This is a genomic window from Candidatus Vogelbacteria bacterium, from assembly GCA_021414225.1.
In the GTDB taxonomy this organism is placed as follows: Bacteria; Patescibacteriota; Minisyncoccia; order Phycocordibacterales; family XYD1-FULL-46-19; genus JAIOOX01.
The window spans coordinates 325234-338201 of the sequence record JAIOOX010000002.1 but is presented as its reverse complement, the minus strand read 5'-3'; the positions used below and the strand labels follow the sequence as shown (position 1 = coordinate 338201).

Annotated in this window: 17 protein-coding genes; 13 read left to right on the top strand and 4 right to left on the bottom strand. The window is 38.8% G+C overall.

Features of this window, described 5'->3' with window-relative positions; translation table 11 throughout:
• Positions 1–207 precede the first annotated feature (207 nt).
• Both K8Q91_02485 and K8Q91_02480 read left to right on the top strand, forming a co-directional pair.
• Complete coding sequence (locus tag K8Q91_02485) at positions 208–1470, top strand: FtsX-like permease family protein (protein ID MCE9628843.1); 1263 nt, start codon at positions 208–210, stop codon at positions 1468–1470.
• 12 nt (positions 1471–1482) lie between these two features.
• Entirely contained in the window at positions 1483–2166 is a 684-nt protein-coding gene (locus K8Q91_02480) for an ABC transporter ATP-binding protein (GenBank protein ID MCE9628842.1), read from the top strand.
• A 56-nt stretch (positions 2167–2222) separates the two neighbouring features.
• On the opposite strand, the gene K8Q91_02475 is transcribed toward K8Q91_02480, so the two are convergent.
• Positions 2223–3176 carry a DUF4349 domain-containing protein gene (locus K8Q91_02475; protein ID MCE9628841.1) on the bottom strand — a complete coding sequence of 318 codons (954 nt, stop codon included), beginning with the start codon at positions 3174–3176 and terminating at the stop codon, positions 2223–2225.
• Between the two features lie 244 nt (positions 3177–3420).
• Between K8Q91_02475 and K8Q91_02470 the strand changes: the two genes are divergently transcribed.
• The gene (locus K8Q91_02470; GenBank protein ID MCE9628840.1) at positions 3421–3891 is read left to right on the top strand and encodes a hypothetical protein; all 471 of its coding nucleotides are present in this window, start codon (positions 3421–3423) and stop codon (positions 3889–3891) included.
• 5 nt (positions 3892–3896) lie between these two features.
• Positions 3897–4598 (top strand): 16S rRNA (uracil(1498)-N(3))-methyltransferase, encoded by a 702-nt coding sequence (locus K8Q91_02465; protein ID MCE9628839.1) that lies wholly within the window; start codon positions 3897–3899, stop codon positions 4596–4598.
• A gap of 6 nt (positions 4599–4604) precedes the next feature.
• Here K8Q91_02465 and K8Q91_02460 read toward each other — a convergent pair whose 3' ends face one another.
• The 3 genes from K8Q91_02460 to K8Q91_02450 all read right to left on the bottom strand — a co-directional run bounded on the left by K8Q91_02460 (position 4605) and on the right by K8Q91_02450 (position 6232).
• A complete protein-coding gene (locus K8Q91_02460) occupies positions 4605–5174 on the bottom strand; it encodes a hypothetical protein (GenBank protein ID MCE9628838.1) in 570 nt (189 codons plus the stop codon).
• Positions 5175–5685: 511 nt separating this feature from the next.
• Positions 5686–5925 (bottom strand): hypothetical protein, encoded by a 240-nt coding sequence (locus tag K8Q91_02455; GenBank protein MCE9628837.1) that lies wholly within the window; start codon positions 5923–5925, stop codon positions 5686–5688.
• An 88-nt stretch (positions 5926–6013) separates the two neighbouring features.
• The gene (locus K8Q91_02450) at positions 6014–6232 is read right to left on the bottom strand and encodes a hypothetical protein (GenBank protein ID MCE9628836.1); all 219 of its coding nucleotides are present in this window, start codon (positions 6230–6232) and stop codon (positions 6014–6016) included.
• Between the two features lie 178 nt (positions 6233–6410).
• Here K8Q91_02450 and K8Q91_02445 point away from each other — a divergent pair, with 178 nt between their 5' ends.
• The 9 genes from K8Q91_02445 to K8Q91_02405 all read left to right on the top strand — a co-directional run bounded on the left by K8Q91_02445 (position 6411) and on the right by K8Q91_02405 (position 12897).
• Positions 6411–6854 carry a YbhB/YbcL family Raf kinase inhibitor-like protein gene (locus K8Q91_02445; protein ID MCE9628835.1) on the top strand — a complete coding sequence of 148 codons (444 nt, stop codon included), beginning with the start codon at positions 6411–6413 and terminating at the stop codon, positions 6852–6854.
• Positions 6855–6889: 35 nt separating this feature from the next.
• Positions 6890–7225: a phage holin family protein gene (locus tag K8Q91_02440; GenBank protein MCE9628834.1), complete on the top strand. Its 336-nt coding sequence runs from the start codon at positions 6890–6892 to the stop codon at positions 7223–7225.
• 3 nt (positions 7226–7228) lie between these two features.
• On the top strand, positions 7229–7657 hold the full coding sequence (locus K8Q91_02435) for a hypothetical protein (protein ID MCE9628833.1): 429 nt from the start codon (positions 7229–7231) through the stop codon (positions 7655–7657).
• Between the two features lie 3 nt (positions 7658–7660).
• A complete protein-coding gene (locus tag K8Q91_02430) occupies positions 7661–8161 on the top strand; it encodes a hypothetical protein (GenBank protein MCE9628832.1) in 501 nt (166 codons plus the stop codon).
• A 14-nt stretch (positions 8162–8175) separates the two neighbouring features.
• Positions 8176–9486 (top strand): PQQ-dependent sugar dehydrogenase, encoded by a 1311-nt coding sequence (locus tag K8Q91_02425; GenBank protein MCE9628831.1) that lies wholly within the window; start codon positions 8176–8178, stop codon positions 9484–9486.
• A 2-nt stretch (positions 9487–9488) separates the two neighbouring features.
• Entirely contained in the window at positions 9489–10259 is a 771-nt protein-coding gene (gene uppP, locus K8Q91_02420; protein ID MCE9628830.1) for an undecaprenyl-diphosphatase UppP, read from the top strand.
• Positions 10260–10333: 74 nt separating this feature from the next.
• Positions 10334–11107 (top strand): SIMPL domain-containing protein, encoded by a 774-nt coding sequence (locus K8Q91_02415; protein MCE9628829.1) that lies wholly within the window; start codon positions 10334–10336, stop codon positions 11105–11107.
• 157 nt (positions 11108–11264) lie between these two features.
• Positions 11265–12671 carry a pyruvate kinase gene (pyk, locus tag K8Q91_02410; GenBank protein ID MCE9628828.1) on the top strand — a complete coding sequence of 469 codons (1407 nt, stop codon included), beginning with the start codon at positions 11265–11267 and terminating at the stop codon, positions 12669–12671.
• Positions 12658–12897, top strand: a complete 240-nt coding sequence (locus K8Q91_02405) for a DUF167 family protein (GenBank protein MCE9628827.1) — start codon at positions 12658–12660, stop codon at positions 12895–12897. The genes pyk and K8Q91_02405 overlap by 14 nt, the downstream gene beginning before the upstream one ends.
• Positions 12898–12968 lie beyond the last annotated feature (71 nt).

Genomic DNA, 12968 nt, shown 5'->3' with positions numbered 1-12968 from the left:
GACATCACACTTGTTGGCGATATCACAAACCGTGGCGGCAAGAGGGCTTAAGGTCGTGTGGTTGCCGGTGTATTTTCCACCCGACCGGGAATATTTGTCGCTCATAGTTATTGGGTTCCTTTCTACCTCTAATAATAACATATTTGTCTATTTAAGTCAAGTGTATTGAAATGGCTCAAAATAAGCATTTCTGATACAATCTGATTAATGCTTCAACGCTTCAATCATTTTTTTATATCAGTCCGAGTTGGTTGGTTTTTAGCTATACGACAGCTTAAGCGTTCCAGTAAGTGGACGACAGTGTTGATTACGTTTGTGATGACGCTGACTTTTCTTAATTTGGTAGTAGTGACTGGTATTTTGGTTGGTTTGATAGAAGGTTCTAGTCGGGCTTTTCGAGCTCAATACTCAGGTGATATTTTAATTATTAGTAACGAAGACAAGGACTATATTGAGCGTAGTACAGACTTTATCAATCGAGCGAAGAGTTTACCTCAAGTTGAATCTCTGACAGCTCGTTATTTGAAGGGTGGGACGGTTGAAGCCAACTATCAGACTAAGAGTCGCGAGATAGATGCGGTGGATAATACTGGTTCTAATATCACGGGTATCAACCCAACAATGGAAGATGAGACTACGAACTTAAAATCGTTGTTGGTGGAAGGAGAGTATTTAACTGATCAAGATTTCGATCAGGTGTTGGTTGGTTCGCGGTTATTAGCCAAGTATTTTACGGGGCCTGAATTTTTGAGTCTATCTAATGTTGGTCTTGGTGATAAGATTAGAATTAAGGTTAATGGTCAGACTAGAGAAGTGACGATTAAAGGAGTGGTCAAAAGCAAGATTGATGATGTGGGTGGCCGAGTTTATTTTGTTGATAGTCAATTGCGGGGGATGCTTGGGCGGACTGATTACAATGTGGGAGAGATCGCGATCAAATTGAAACCCAATGTCGACCCTCTGGAAGTAAAAGTTATTTTACAACAAGGTGGTTTGGGAGAATTTGCTAGAGTTCAAACTTGGCAAGAATCCCAAGGTGAATTTTTCCGTCAGATATCCAGTACTTTTCAGTTATTAGGCAATTTCCTCGGTTCAATTAGCTTGGTGGTGGCTTCAATTACTATTTTTATTGTTATTTTTGTTAACGCGATTACCCGGCGAAAATATATTGGGATTATGAAGGGGATTGGGATTTCTAGTCAGGCAATTGAGATCTCTTATATTTTGCAATCAATTTTCTATGCTGTGGTTGGGTCAGCTGTTGGCTTAGTTATTTTGTATGGTTTATTACAACCATTTGTAGCAGCTCATCCGATTAACTTCCCATTTTCTGATGGAATTTTAGTTGCCCCACTAGGTGGTACCTCGATTAGAGTGTTGTTGTTGTTAGTGACGACAGTCATTGCCGGTTTTATTCCAGCGCGGATGATTATTAGACGCAATACCCTTGATGCGATTTTAGGTAGATAAAATAATATGTCTATGATTAAAGCAGAAAAATTAGTAAAAAGTTATCACAACGGTGAAGCTGATTTCAAAGTGCTCAAAGGATTAGATTTTGAAGTTAGTGAGGGTGAGTTTGTGACTATTACCGGCCGATCTGGTTCTGGTAAGAGTACTTTACTGTATCAGTTGGGATTGTTGGATCATCCTACTTCTGGGGCGGTTTTCTTGGATGGAATAAACACTGCCGAACTTGATCGAGTAGAGAGGATTCAATTTAGATTGAATAAGTTGGGTTATATTTTTCAAGACTATGCTATTTTACCTGACTTGTCAGCGGTAGAAAATGTCATGTTGCCTTTGCTTATGCAAGGCCTCGACCAATTTCAAGCTCATGCTAAAGCGGCGGTGGCTCTTGAGCGAGTCCAAATGGGCCATCGGTTGGATAATTTGCCTAGCCAAATGTCTGGTGGTGAGCAACAAAGAGTATCAATTGCTCGAGCCTTAGCTCATGCTCCTAAGATCATGTTTGCTGATGAGCCGACCGCCAACCTAGACTCGGAAACGTCGGAAGTGATCATGCAAACTTTCATAGATTTAAACAAAGCTGGTCAGACTATTGTGATGGTGACCCACGAACCAGAATATGCGGAGATTGGTCACCGAACTATTACGTTATCGGATGGAGTTATAGTAGATACTGACGTCAATAAAATAATCTAAAATAAAAATACCCCTGATTCAATCAGGGGTATTTTTATAAGGGTTGTTAACCGTTATTATTTCCTTATCTTTTTATAAATTAGCAGGCTGGCTTTGTATAGACCTAGAATGATAAGGCCGAAAGTGGTTAACCAAATAATAAGGACTGGTAAGTAAAGAATCACCCGAATAATGGTTTCTAGGTAGTTAATAATCCCTGCCACCATATCGCGTAAAGCCTGTTTGACAATGATAAGAGGTTTCCAAGTTAGACCAAAAACTTGAACGTCGGCAACTGCTTTAAGATCGACAGAAATAGTAGCCATATCAGTGGACTGGCTCAAATATTTAAGTTGAGTCTCCAGGCTTTCGATTTGTTGGCGAACAATGTTTAGTTGATTGGTAACCTGAAGGATATCTTCAATCTTGGTGGCTTTCTTGAGAATGTCGCGGTACTGGGTTTCCAAAGCTTCTAAATTTTTAATACGGGTGTCAGTATCAAAAACTTGATCAGTCACATCATCACTGCCAGTTGATTCACGCTCGATTTTTACTGCCAACTCTTTGATCTCCATTACAGTGACGTCAAACTGATCAACTGGAATTCTAACTGTAATAGAGCCAACAATCGTGTGATTGTCAGATTCATAAATACTAGACTGACTGGTAAAACCGTTAGAAGTGTCGGCGATAGTTTTAATGTTGTCGATAGTTGATTCAACGTTGTCGACAAAGAGTGATAGTGAACCGTTAATAATTTTTTGTCGAGGGAGAGTAGAGCCCATCTCTGGACTGGTTATCACTGAATCAGCTGCCATGCTAGGGGATGAAGATAAGTCCATCATGATTCCTTTGGAAGAGACAGTTGATTCACCTCTAAAGCCGGGGGTGCTGATCATAGAACCACCAGAGAGAGTGCTAAGAGCTTTGACGCTGATCAATAAAACTAAAAAAATAACTATCAGTAAAATAATAGGAGCTATTTTTTTGAGAGGTAATTTAACTGGAGAAACTTTTTTTGGGCGAGACATAGTAATATTTTTTTAATTAATAAAATTTATTTAAGCAAAGTTCTAAAACTTTTTATTACTCATTATTATATTCTTGTTTGAGGTAAAAGTCTGCAAAGTTATACACAAATTTTTTTAAAAAGTAAAAAATTTATAAAGGAATAATTTATTGTGACTGCTTTTACGGTTTTAGTAGTGATAGTTATCTTAAAAAGTCGTTATGATATAATGGAGTTATTAGAATATTAACCACCTTTGTAAGATTATGATGTTAAACGAATTTTCAGCCAAAAAACTAGGTGAGGTCCTCGCTTTTTCAAGGGTAGGGATAGAAACCTTAGTTAAAGGCCGTAATGCCTTGAGTCCGATCTTAGAAGTAGGAAAGACGATTACTACTTTGGAAGAAGATGAAAAGAAAGTTTTAGCTCTGGCGGATGCTTACGCTGTGACGGAAATTGTGACCACTAAAGCTGAAAGTACTGGTCAAAAACTAAGGGCGATGAGAGATCTATATGTAGCTGAACAGTGGGACAATCAATCAGAACTACTGGAATGGTTTGGTTTTTTTCAAGGAGCGGCGATCGTTCATTGGGGTTTGGTGTTAGGGGTTGGTGAGGGTAAGACAGACGAAGTGATCCGTGATCTAGCTTCTCAGGCCTTGCGGGTGCATGAAGAATTGTTAGAAAAAGTCAAAACCGAATTGGGTAAAATTGGAAAAACTAAGGCAGTAGTTTAGACAGTATGAAATTACATCGGTTTATTGTTGGTAGTTTAAGTTCTGGTCAAGTTAAGTTGGATGATTTGGAACTGTACAATCAATGGAAAAATGTTTTAAGACTAGAAGTTGGAGCGCTAATTTTACTGACTGATGGACAAGGTCAAGAAGCTCAAGCAACCATTGTGTCTTATCAAGGTAATAAAATATTAGTTGAGGTTGGAGAAGTGAAGACAGTTGATTCTGGTGATAGCAATCAGGTGTTTTTGTGTTGTGCGGTCTTGAAAAAAGAAAACTTCGAATTAGTTTGTCAAAAGGCGACTGAAATAGGTGTTAGTCAAATTATTCCGGTCTTAACCACCAGGACAGTCAAGCTTGGTTTAAATGAGGAAAGATTGAATAAAATTATTAAAGAAGCAGCTGAACAATCTGGACGAGTGGTAGTCCCAACTTTAAACTCGATCACCACTTGGTCTGAAGTTCTTTCCGTGTCTAGTTTTGATCACAAGATAATATTTGATAAACAAGGCGATAGTTCAGAAATAAGAGCTGGAGATAAAAATAAAAAAATAGCTATTTTAGTTGGTCCGGAGGGTGGTTTTACTAATGAAGAGATAATAGAAGCCAGGCAGGCTGGTTGGGAAATAAAATCACTAGGTCAAAATATTCTAAGAGGGGAAACCGCAGCGATTGTCGCTACTTACTTAGCTGTCAATAATTTGATTTGATTTTTTCTATTTTAAAATCTGATTGATTTCGCCATTCAGTCCAGTTGCCTCACCTTCAACACCGGTAGCATTACCTTCAAGGCCAGAGACATCACCGATCAAACCAGAGACATTACCAATTAAACGACTAACATTGCCGCGTAAGTTACTGACGTTGCCGGAGATATTAGTTACTTCACCTTTAATGTTGGAAACGTCGCCGATTAAATCTGTCACTTGGCCATTTAAATCAGACACGTTGCCGCGAATGTTTGTGACGTCGCCTCTAAGTCGGCTAACATTACCGATTACGCTAGAAGCATCTCCTGATATGTTGGAAACATCACCCTGTAGATTTGTTACGTCACCACGGATGTTTGATAAGTCGCCTAATATTTTGTCAGTCTGACCAAAAACACCAGCAATACTGCCACTGATCCGGCTGGTATCACCTGAGATGCGGTGGAGACTGACGTCACCGTAAATTTTGGCTACACTGCCTTTGAGGTTAGTAAAATCACCCCAAATATTAGGGTGGAGGTTGGTGACGTTTTGGGTATTTAATTGTTCGTGGGTACTAGTTCTTTGAAGGGTCATAAAGGTTAGTTAATTATACCACAAGATATGCCCAGTTTGCATATTGCCTAGCTGAAAAGGGGTTGATATACTCCTGGCACCAAGGTCGTCCAATATTATTTAAACTTATAAAATATCAAAACCATGGACGAAATCGATGAAGTAAAAGAGGTGGATGAAAACGGTGATCCAGTTGAAGTGGAAACTGATACTGATGCTGAAGAGTCTGCAGACGAAGAAGGAACAATGTAGTTAGTTTTAAATTTGATTTTCAAAAGATACACTCGCGGTCTCTGACTGGGGGTGTATTTTTTTCTGCTTGAGGTTGTGAATTATTTCTGCAATTAAGCTATAAACTAAAGGTAATAAGAGAATCAAAAAGTTAAGATAAAAGAAAAAAAGAAGGAGCCAGGTTTTGGTAGATAGGACGATTGAGTTATGTTTGGTAAGGAAAATAAGTAAGCAGAAAAGAGGGCTAATCATTATTAAGCCGACTACAGCTGATTCGATATAGACCAAACTAGGTAGTTTTTTATAAAAGTTGAGCATATTTAAAAACAATCAAAGTGTTGGCTAAGATTAAGATAATTAGAAGGACTAAAGATAGAATTTCTAAATGAGTGATAGGTTGTTGGTTATAAATTTTTAGTCGATGGCGCCAAATAAAAACAAGAGCTAGGAGTGAGATGATGCCGACGGTAATAAGAGTTCGCCATAAAAAGGAGGCGGTGACTAGGAGGCTTAGAATATTTAATCCTTCAAGATTGATCATGATGGCAAGTATAGCAAATTTAATTAGTGGAAAAAATACGGGTGTCGTCGCCTAAGGCGACGACACCCGTACTGGGTTTGGTGACAAGTCATTGGCTGTCACCCTTCTTAGTTCGACCCTTTTGACGCCCGAGACGGTCGTACTGGCCGTCATTGGGTGGGTTAGTTCCAAGAATTTCAACAACCGGCCTTATCCTCTTTGGAGTAACTGGTCTCAGTCTTTTTTCGTCAGAAACAAGACCGCGTGGTGGTGGAGGAATCATACTGATTCCAGTCAAAATAATGGCAAATAGGCTGATCTCTTTCATAGTTTTGCCCCCCTTCTATATTACAAATTATCACATCAAATACTAAAGGCAAGGTTTCTGAAATTGGTGGGTTCCTAATTTAAATAACCGGATTGATTGTTCTTTTACTCAGAGCTTTGTATTATAGTTAGGTTAATTCAGTCAATGGTTAATAATTAATTTCTTAGTCTTATTGCTTATGATTTCTTTAACTAGTTCCGTTTTTAATCATACCGGTCTGATCCCATTACGTTATACTTGTGACGGGTCCGATAGTAGTCCTGCCCTAGTAATAGCTAATGTACCGGCGAATACTAGAAGTTTAGCATTGGTGGTGGATGATCCAGATTCGCCAACAAAAAATTTTGTTCATTGGTTAGTTTGGAACATTAAACCTGTTGATCAAATCATTGAGGAGGGGAAAGTGCCTGAAGGAGCTGTTCAGGGTAAAAATAGTTTTGGAAAAGTTGGCTATGGTGGACCGTGCCCTCAGTCAGGAGCCCATCGCTATTTTTTCAAGTTGTTGGCTTTAGATGTGTCTGATTTAAATTTACCAATAGGTGTGAGTATTAATGATTTTAACAAAGCTGCTGAAGGTCACGTTCTCGATTATGCTGTGTTGATTGGTTTGTATAGTCGTTAGATTAGTATTTATAATTTGTTATACTTAAGTCACCTATGAAAATTTTTACTAACTGGTTGATATCAGCACTGGCAATCGTGGTGACAGCTTATGTTTTACAAGGAGTGTCTGTGGCTAATTTTTGGGTAGCTCTAGTTTTGGTGGTGGTGTTAGGGGTGATAAATGTTTTTGTTAGGCCGGTTTTGCTAATTTTAACTTTACCTATTAATCTAATCACTTTGGGTTTATTTACTTTTGTTTTGAATGCCTTACTGATCATGTTTGCTGGTGTTATTGTACCTGGCTTTACGGTGACCAACTTCTGGTGGGCTTTAGCCTTTAGTTTGGTCTTGTCTTTAGTTAACGTCTTTTTAGGTCGTTTGGCTAAATAAAATATGAATTTTCTTAAACATTTATCATTAAGACACAGGTGGTCATTGTTAGGGTTTGTTTTTTTGATGGTAATTATTGTGTCTTATTTATTGATACCAAGTAGTAATCAAATAGACTTTACAGATGAGAGGGTTGTTTATCTGAGAAGTATTGATAGAGAAAATTTAACTTATTACGCAGTTGTTGATGAGGTTAGTGCTTCCCTTGATGAGTCAATAGACGATCAGTCTGGAGCTAGGGATTTTTCATCAATCCAGAGAATAAATTTGTCGACTGATGCAGAGGTGTCCCTTATTGATCAACCTGAAGTTAAGTCAGTATCGGATCTGCAGTCTTTATTGGTTGATCAGCCGGTTTATACCGGTAAGGTCTTCACTATTAAACTGGTTGATGGTCAGATTACTAATTTAATAGAAGAAAATTTAGAATAAAATATGACTTTAGCAACTCATGGTGTGGTTGGTTCTTTAGTGGCTCAAAGCTTGGCTTGGAATCCTTTTTTGGCTATACCAATTGCTTTTCTAAGCCATTTTGTTTTAGATGCTATTCCACATTGGGACTATCAACTTCACTCTGTTAGTGGTGATTATAATGATTCGATGACTTGGAAGTTTTCGTATGGGGTTAGTTTTATTAGTGATTGTTTGAAGGTGGGAATTGATTTTATTATTGGGGTAGGATTGAGTCTGGTGGCCTTTAAGATTTTAGGACAGGAGTTGTCTTGGGTTGGCTGGTTAGGTTTATTGGTGGCTGTGTTCCCAGATTTTTTTCACTTTATTTATAGTCATTTTCCAAACAAGGCAATTAACTTGTTACAACGGTTTCATAAATTTGTTCACTCTAAACGTCGGATTGAAGGTTCACCGGTTTTTGGAATAAGTTTGCAGGGACTACTAATCTTTGGTTTTGTTGTAGTTTTCAGTTTTATCTTGTAAATTGACTTATAACTATGAGTAACAAGGCGATTATTGTAATTATTGTTTTTCTAGTTTTGGCTAGTTTACTCTGGTTTTCTTTTGCGTTGTATACTTGGTTTTCTAAAACTCAAACTAATTATCGTATTTCATCAACTGGTAAAATTGAATTGGTGGCAACTTCAACAGATGGTGAGCTTGTGACGGAGGGTCTTTTGAAGTCTGATTTCTTCAGTCAACCAATCTCTAGTTCTTCTACTTCGGTGAAAATTGATCAACTAACAGTTAAAGCTCAGGGCTTGGTTGGGCCAAAAGGGGTGGCTGTTATACCTGATGGGCGGTTGCTTATTATTGAGAAAAGAGGAGTTGTTAAGTTGGTTGGTTTGGATGATAAAGTGAATGATATTTTTACCCTAACCGATGTTGACTCGGTGGGTGAGGCAGGATTGTTGGGAATAGCTTTAGATCCTGATTTTGTTACTAACCGTAAAATTTATCTTTTCTATACCTATCATAGTCAAGGTGGTGAATTATTTAACAAAGTAGTTAGTTATGATTTAGTGTCTGAAATAGATCGGGTGGCTAGTTCCAGTGCAGCCACCTCTACTAAGTTAGATAAAATTTTTACTCCATTAGTTTTTGTTAATGACCAAATTGTAATTGATCGTATACCAGCTGGTTATACGAATAACGGCGGCACGATCGCGTTCGGTCCAGATAATAACTTATGGGTTTTAGTCGGTGATGTCGGTAGAGCTATTTTAGCTCAAGATAATCAATCCTTAGCTGGGAAAATTTTACGAGTAACCAACAAAGGTCAGGTACCCGCCGATAATCCAAACAAAGGATCCTTTATTTATGCTTCTGGTCTGCGTCAGCCGACCGGCATAACTTGGACTAAAACAAATCAATCTGTTACTGGCTTAGTTTCTGAGGTTGGCACTAATAACAACGACGAGGTTAACCGGCTGACTCCTGGGTCTAATTACGGTTGGCCGGTTGCTGGTGGTTGCTTGTCGGGCGACGGTCGTTTTAGTGATCCAATCATTTGTAGTGGAACCAAAACTTGGGGTCCAACTGGTTTAGGGGTGATCTCCGCGAGCTCAGCTTCTAGTTCGTTGGTAATGTCGATGGCCGCTGGACGAGCATTGATTGCTTTCGACTTGAACCGGTATCTTTCCGCCACTTCGTCGCCGGTTGATTTTGGTACTGTTCTTAGTGGTTATGGTCGTTGGGGAGGAATGCTTAGTTTGGGTGATATTTTGTATGCTTGGACTAATAATCGTGACGGTCAGAACACTTTCAAGACTAACGATGATCAAGTTATTAGGATTGATTTAAAATAAAAATGACTTTTGTTGATGCTTTTATTTTAGCGGTTGTGGAAGGTTTAACTGAATTTATCCCAGTGTCTTCGACTGGGCACTTACTGGTGGCGAGTAAGATTCTTAATCTAGAGTGGTCAGCTTTTTTATCGAGTTTTGTTATTACTATTCAACTAGGGGCTATTTTAGCGATCGTCTGTTTGTATGCTCGCAGACTGATTTTGCAACCCGCTATTATTTATAAAGTTATTGCCGCTTTTATTCCGACAGCGATCATTGGTTTCTTGGGTTATTCTTTATTTAAACAATTTTTAACTGATGGACTATTGATAGTTGGTTGGTCGCTCTTTATTGGTGGTGTTGTAATTTTATTATTCGAAGCTTGGTATGAAGAAAGAGGGACTGATACCAAACAAGTTGAAGATATTTCTTTTAAGCAAGCTGTCATTTTGGGTGCTTGTCAGGCTTTAGCTATGATTCCAGGGGTGTCACGATCGGGGGCGACTATTATTAGTGGTATGTCGTTGCGTTTATCTCGTCAAACAATAATGGAATTTTCTTTTCTTTTAGCTATTCCGACCATGATGTCAGCGACAGCTTATGACTTACTAAAATCTGGTGAGGGGTTTTCGGTTGGGGAGTGGGAAGTGTTACTTTTTGGTTTTATAGCTTCCTTTGTGGTGAGTATTGCGTCAGTAAAGTGGTTTCTTAATTTTGTGGGGCGACATAGTTTTTCTTGGTTTGGTTGGTACCGGATTGCTGTTGGTTTGATTATATTGTGGTTTGTGGTCTAATCTTACACCCTGGTCTTTAGGGTCAATTTAAGCTAATATAGACAAATATTAGCTTAATAAATACTATTAATTACATGGTCTACTCACAAGAACAGTTGAAGAAAGTTTTTACAGTTGTCAGTATTTTAGCGCTCGTGGTGGGGGCTTATGCGGTACTTATTTATGCTCGAGCTTACTCGTCATCTGTTGGTCCGACTTCTTATCGTAGTTTTGGGGTGACGGGTGAAGGTAAGGTGGTGGTGGTGCCCGATGTGGCTAACTTTAGTTTTGGTTTGATTACCCAAGGAGGTAAAGATGTCGCTAAATTGCAGGCTGACAACTCGACTAAAGTAAATAAAGCTATTGATTTTTTGAAAGAATCGGGTGTTGATGAAAAAGATATTAAAACCACTAATTACTCCATCAACCCTCGTTACCAAGGCTATAATTGTGGAATGGGGGAGCTGTGTCCGCCAGCACAGATTATTGGTTATGAAATTAATCAAACTATCGAAGTCAAAGTTCGGAAGTTTGATAAAGTGGGCGATATTTTGGCTGGAGTAGTAACTCAGGGCGCTAACTCTGTTTCTGGTTTGCAATTTACTGTTGATGATATTAAAAAATTAGAAAGCGAGGCTCGTGGTTTAGCTATTAAAGAAGCTGGAACTCAGGCTAAGTTGGTAGCCGAAGCGGGTGGTTTTGGTTTGGGTTCACTTTTGTCTGTTGATGAAATGACTAATAGCCCTTATCCATATGCTATGGGTTCCGCCATGTCAGAGGCTAAGGTGATGAACATTCAAGCGCCATCGATCCAAGCTGGCTCTCAAGAAATAGTGGTTAGGGTGAATGCTCGCTATCAGATCAGATAAATCTCCAAAACTTAACTTCAAGTTTTAAAACAAAGACCGCTCCTAATTATCTAGAGAGCGGTCTTTGTTGTTTAGATTGTAATTTATAAGCTTATTCTGTATAATCACTTTCATTAACAACTGCCTTTAGGCAATATTTTTTTGTTCAAATATATCTATGTTTACTAAAAAAACTAAAATTGTAGCAACGATTGGTCCGGTGACTTCTAATGAGAAGGTTATGACTGAATTGGTGAAAGCTGGTTTGAATGTGGCTCGGTTAAACTTTTCTCACGGTGATTTTGCTGAACACGAGCCTAAAGTTAAAATAGTTCGCAAGGTGTCTGATAAGTTGGGTATGCCGGTAGCGATTCTTCAAGACTTGGGTGGTCCCAAGATTAGAATTGGAGAATTTGATACCGAGTCTATTAATCTAAAGCCTGGGCAAACTTTCACTTTAACGACTGACAAGATTGTTGGTAATGATAAAAAGGTGTATGTAAATTATCCACTTTTACCTAAAGAGGTGAAAGTTGGAGGGATGATTTTACTGCATGATGGTAAGAAAAAACTACAAATTACAGACATTAAGGGTAATGATATTATTTGTAAAGTGCTAGTAGGTGGCGACATGAAGGCTCGTCGGGGGGTAAACTTACCGGGAGCTTATTTGTCGATAAGTTCAATTACTGAGAAAGATCGAAAAGATTTAGAGTTTGGTATTAAACATAAGGTTGATTTTATTGCTTTGTCTTTCGTGCGTCGTCCGGCTGACATTACTGAATTGAGAAATATTCTAAACAAGCGAAAGTGTGACGCCAAAATCATTGCTAAGATTGAAACACCAGAAGCTCTGGAAAATATAGACGAAATTATTCGGTTGGCTGATGGGGTGATGGTCGCTCGGGGTGACCTAGCAATTGAGATTCCAGCTGAGGACGTACCTTTGGCTCAAAAAATGATGATCCGTAAATGTCATGAAGCGGGTAAACCAGTTATAACAGCTACTCAAATGTTGGAGTCAATGATTAAATCACCAATCCCAACTAGAGCAGAAGTGTCAGACGTGGCTAATGCTATCTTTGATGGCACTGATGCGATTATGTTGTCTGAAGAAACCACGCTAGGTGATTACCCTGTTGAATCAGTGGCGATGATGGCTACTATTGCCAAGAGAATAGAACCGGAGTTGGATGGTGGACGTTTCGCTAATGATATTGATCATGGGGTAACTGACATTGTCTCTGATGCCGTAGTTGAAGCTGCTTATCATGCTAAAGCTAAGTTTATTGTGGCTTTGACTAACTCCGGCTTCACCGCTCGGATGATTTCTCGTCATCGACCAAGTCATAATATTTTAGCTCTTAGTCCTAATGCTCGACCCCTGAACCAGTTGTCATTATCTTACGGAGTGGTGCCGGTAGTTATTCCTAAATTCAAAAACTTGGATGAAGTACTTAAGTTTGTGCGTACTTTTGCTCTAAAATATAAAATTGCCTCGAAAGGGGATGCAATTGTTATAGCGGGCGGTATGCCTTTCGCTAAAGCCATCGGTACTAACATGATGGTGATTGAAACTATCTAACACTTTGTTTGTTAAGGTTAAAGTTATACCAGGGTCTCATCGACAAAAACTAGCTATCCTCCAACCGGATAGTCTAGTTTTGTCGGTTAAAGAGCCAGCTGAAAATAACCTAGCCAACCTAAGAGTTGTGGTTATGGTGGCTGAGTACTATCAAGTTTTACCGAAACAAGTCAAAATCATCTCTGGTCACCATAGACCAAATAAGATGTTAGAGGTCAAGGTTTGAAACTGACTAAGTCGGGGTTATAATGTAAGAGAGAAATAAAAAGTCGTTATTTATTAGCCTAATTAATATCT

Excerpts from the sequence above, each read along its gene's own strand:
- K8Q91_02485 (MCE9628843.1), top strand. The coding sequence starts at position 208 with ATGCTTCAACGCTTCAATCATTTTTTTATATCAGTCCGAGTTGGTTGG.
- K8Q91_02480 (MCE9628842.1), top strand. The coding sequence starts at position 1,483 with ATGATTAAAGCAGAAAAATTAGTAAAAAGTTATCACAACGGTGAAGCT.
- K8Q91_02475 (MCE9628841.1), bottom strand. The coding sequence starts at position 3,176 with ATGTCTCGCCCAAAAAAAGTTTCTCCAGTTAAATTACCTCTCAAAAAA.
- K8Q91_02470 (MCE9628840.1), top strand. The coding sequence starts at position 3,421 with ATGATGTTAAACGAATTTTCAGCCAAAAAACTAGGTGAGGTCCTCGCT.
- K8Q91_02465 (MCE9628839.1), top strand. The coding sequence starts at position 3,897 with ATGAAATTACATCGGTTTATTGTTGGTAGTTTAAGTTCTGGTCAAGTT.
- K8Q91_02460 (MCE9628838.1), bottom strand. The coding sequence starts at position 5,174 with ATGACCCTTCAAAGAACTAGTACCCACGAACAATTAAATACCCAAAAC.
- K8Q91_02455 (MCE9628837.1), bottom strand. The coding sequence starts at position 5,925 with ATGATCAATCTTGAAGGATTAAATATTCTAAGCCTCCTAGTCACCGCC.
- K8Q91_02450 (MCE9628836.1), bottom strand. The coding sequence starts at position 6,232 with ATGAAAGAGATCAGCCTATTTGCCATTATTTTGACTGGAATCAGTATG.
- K8Q91_02445 (MCE9628835.1), top strand. The coding sequence starts at position 6,411 with ATGATTTCTTTAACTAGTTCCGTTTTTAATCATACCGGTCTGATCCCA.
- K8Q91_02440 (MCE9628834.1), top strand. The coding sequence starts at position 6,890 with ATGAAAATTTTTACTAACTGGTTGATATCAGCACTGGCAATCGTGGTG.
- K8Q91_02435 (MCE9628833.1), top strand. The coding sequence starts at position 7,229 with ATGAATTTTCTTAAACATTTATCATTAAGACACAGGTGGTCATTGTTA.
- K8Q91_02430 (MCE9628832.1), top strand. The coding sequence starts at position 7,661 with ATGACTTTAGCAACTCATGGTGTGGTTGGTTCTTTAGTGGCTCAAAGC.
- K8Q91_02425 (MCE9628831.1), top strand. The coding sequence starts at position 8,176 with ATGAGTAACAAGGCGATTATTGTAATTATTGTTTTTCTAGTTTTGGCT.
- uppP (MCE9628830.1), top strand. The coding sequence starts at position 9,489 with ATGACTTTTGTTGATGCTTTTATTTTAGCGGTTGTGGAAGGTTTAACT.
- K8Q91_02415 (MCE9628829.1), top strand. The coding sequence starts at position 10,334 with ATGGTCTACTCACAAGAACAGTTGAAGAAAGTTTTTACAGTTGTCAGT.
- pyk (MCE9628828.1), top strand. The coding sequence starts at position 11,265 with ATGTTTACTAAAAAAACTAAAATTGTAGCAACGATTGGTCCGGTGACT.